The sequence below is a fragment of the Cellulomonas sp. P4_B5_2 genome (genome assembly GCF_056402235.1).
In genome coordinates, this window is the sequence record NZ_JBFUHU010000416.1 from 1 (window position 1) to 2,659 (window position 2,659).

Genomic DNA, 2,659 nt, shown 5'->3' on the forward strand with positions numbered 1-2,659 from the left:
TCGTCGCCCCGCGCGGCGCCGACTGGCCCGACGCGCCGCGCAACGCCGCCGACGTGCTCCTCGAGCCGCCCGCCCGCATGCGGCAGGGGCGGATGCCCGCACCGGCCGGCTGGCTCGACTCGTGGCGCGCGGCCGACACGGCGGCGGGGTCGGCCATCGACGCGGTGCTGGACGGGCTCGATGCGGGGCGCCGGTCGCGCAGCGGCACCCGCGTGACCGGTCCGGCGCTCGCACGCGTCGTCGCGCAGGTCAGCGGGGCTGACGACGCCCTCGTCGTCGGATCGTCGAACCCCGTGCGCGACCTGGACCTCGTGGCGCGCTGGGACACGCCGCCCGTGGTCCTGGCCAACCGTGGCCTCGCGGGCATCGACGGCACGGTCTCCACCGCGGTCGGAGCGGCGCTCGGGCTGCCCACCCGCCGGGTCCGCGCACTCCTCGGCGACCTCACGTTCCTGCACGACGTCGGCGGACTGCTGCGAGGCCCGCTCGAGGCACCCGTGCACCTGCAGCTCGTGGTGGCCAACGACGACGGGGRCTCGATCTTCTCGACGCTCGAACCGGGGGAGCCCGCGCGCGCGGACGTGTTCGAGCGCGTGTTCGGCACCCCGCACGGCGCGGACCTCGCGGCGCTCTGCGCGGGCTACGGCGTCCGGCACACGCGTGTCAGCGACGTCGACGGCCTGCTCCCGGCGCTGGCGTCGCCGGGTCCGGGCCTGAGCGTGGTGGAGGTCCGGGTCGACCGCACGGGCCGCCGCGCGCTCGGCGAGCGGCTCGCGGACGAGGTCGCGCAGGCCGTCGACGCAGCCCTCGCCGGCTGAGGGTCCATGCGAAACTCGCAGCGGATTCCCAGGTTCCACGAAGGGTCCCTCCAGCGCGACCGGGTCTGATGGTCGTCGACGAAGGAGGGCACCCCCGATGACCACCACCCCGGAGAACGGCGCGGCAGACCAGACGCCCGCAGCCGACCAGCACCCCCAGGCGCAGCCGACGCAGCCGCTGCCGCCCGTGAACCCGACGCAGCCGTTGCCGGTCCACGCCACCCAGCCGCTGCCCGTGCACCCCCGCCCGGCGCACCCCACCAACCCGTTCCTCCCGCCGCACCCGGCCGCACCGGCCGACCAGCGCGCGGCGTACGAGGCGGCCCAGCGGCAGGCGGCCCAGCAGCAGGCGTCGCAGATGGACCAGTTCGAGGCCGTCCGACGCGCCCAGTGGGAGGCCGCGCAGCGCGCCGCCGCGCAGGACCCCGCCACCGCTCCGCAGGCTGCCTACCAGCCCGCGGCGGCCTACGCCGGGGGGCCGGCGCCGCAGGCTCCGGTCCCCCCGCAGCGCAAGCGCAGCCTGTGGCTCCCCGTCACGTCGGCGGCTGCCGCCGCCGCGATCGTCGCGGCGATCGCGACCGTCGGGATCACGCAGGGGCTGTCCGACGACGAGGTGGCCGGCAACCGCCCGGCCTCGCTCGCGACCATCGGGCAGTCGACCAACGACACGGTCCCCGTGGCCGGGTCGACGTCGGAGGACCCGGACTGGCAGGCGGTCGCCCAGGCGGTCCAGCAGTCGGTCGTCGCCATCCAGGTCAGCACCGGCAACGGCGGCGGCGCGGAGGGCTCGGGCGTGATCATCGACGACGCCGGCCACATCGTCACCAACAACCACGTGGTCGCCGGCGCGGACGGCGAGGTCCAGGTCACGCTGACCGACGGGCGCCTGTTCGACGCCACGATCGTCGGCACCGACGCGACCACGGACCTGGCGGTCATCAAGCTCAAGGACGCCCCGGACGACCTCAAGGCCGCGGCCCTCGGCGACTCGTCGAAGGTGGTCGTCGGCCAGCCGGTCATGGCGGTCGGCAACCCGCTCGGCCTGGCCAACACGGTCACCACGGGCATCGTCTCGGCGGTCGACCGTCCGGTCTCCACGTCCGGCGACAGCACCAGCGAGGCCACGGTCACCAACGCGATCCAGATCGACGCGGCCGTCAACCCCGGCAACTCGGGTGGTCCGCTGTTCGACGCGCAGGGCCGCGTCATCGGCATCAACTCCTCGATCGCGACGCTGTCGAGCGAGTCCGGGTCGATCGGCCTCGGCTTCGCCATCCCGGTGGACCTGGTGAAGAACATCTCCTCGCAGCTCATCGACGACGGCACGGCGGAGCACGCGTTCCTCGGCGTCTCCCTGTCCGACGGCACGGCCACCGCCGACGGCGTGACGCGTCGCGGCGCGGTCGTGGAGCAGGTCACGGACGGCTCCCCGGCGGCGAAGGCCGAGCTCCGGGCGAAGGACGCGATCGTCGCGATCGACGGTGACGCCGTCGGCGGCGCCGAGTCCCTCACCGCCTACGTGCGGGCGCTCCCGTCCGGCACCGACGTCACCCTGACGGTCGTCCGCGACGGCAAGACGATCGAGGTCGACGTGACCCTGGCGGTCCGCCCGGAGACGGCCCAGTCGGAGCCGCAGCAGCAGGCGCCGGACCAGCAGCAGGCACCGGACGAGCAGCAGGCGCCGGACGACCAGCAGGGCCAGAACGGTTTCCCCGAGGGGATGAGCCCCGACGAGCTGTGGGAGTGGTTCCAGCAGCAGCAGGAGCAGCAGGGCCAGGGCTGAGCACCGCCCCCTGATCGCCGGCGGCCGCCGGGTCGTTCGTCCCCCACGGACCCCTGGC

2 protein-coding genes are annotated in these 2,659 nt (G+C 75.2%); both read left to right on the top strand.

Annotated features, from left to right (window positions below):
- Window positions 1-818: thiamine pyrophosphate-dependent enzyme (locus AC1DUQ_RS20385; RefSeq protein WP_477074486.1), on the top strand; the 818-nt coding region annotated here is incomplete at its 5' end.
- A gap of 97 nt (window positions 819-915) precedes the next feature.
- A complete protein-coding gene (locus AC1DUQ_RS20390) occupies window positions 916-2,601 on the top strand; it encodes a trypsin-like peptidase domain-containing protein (protein WP_477061307.1) in 1,686 nt (561 codons plus the stop codon).
- Window positions 2,602-2,659: the final 58 nt, after the last annotated feature.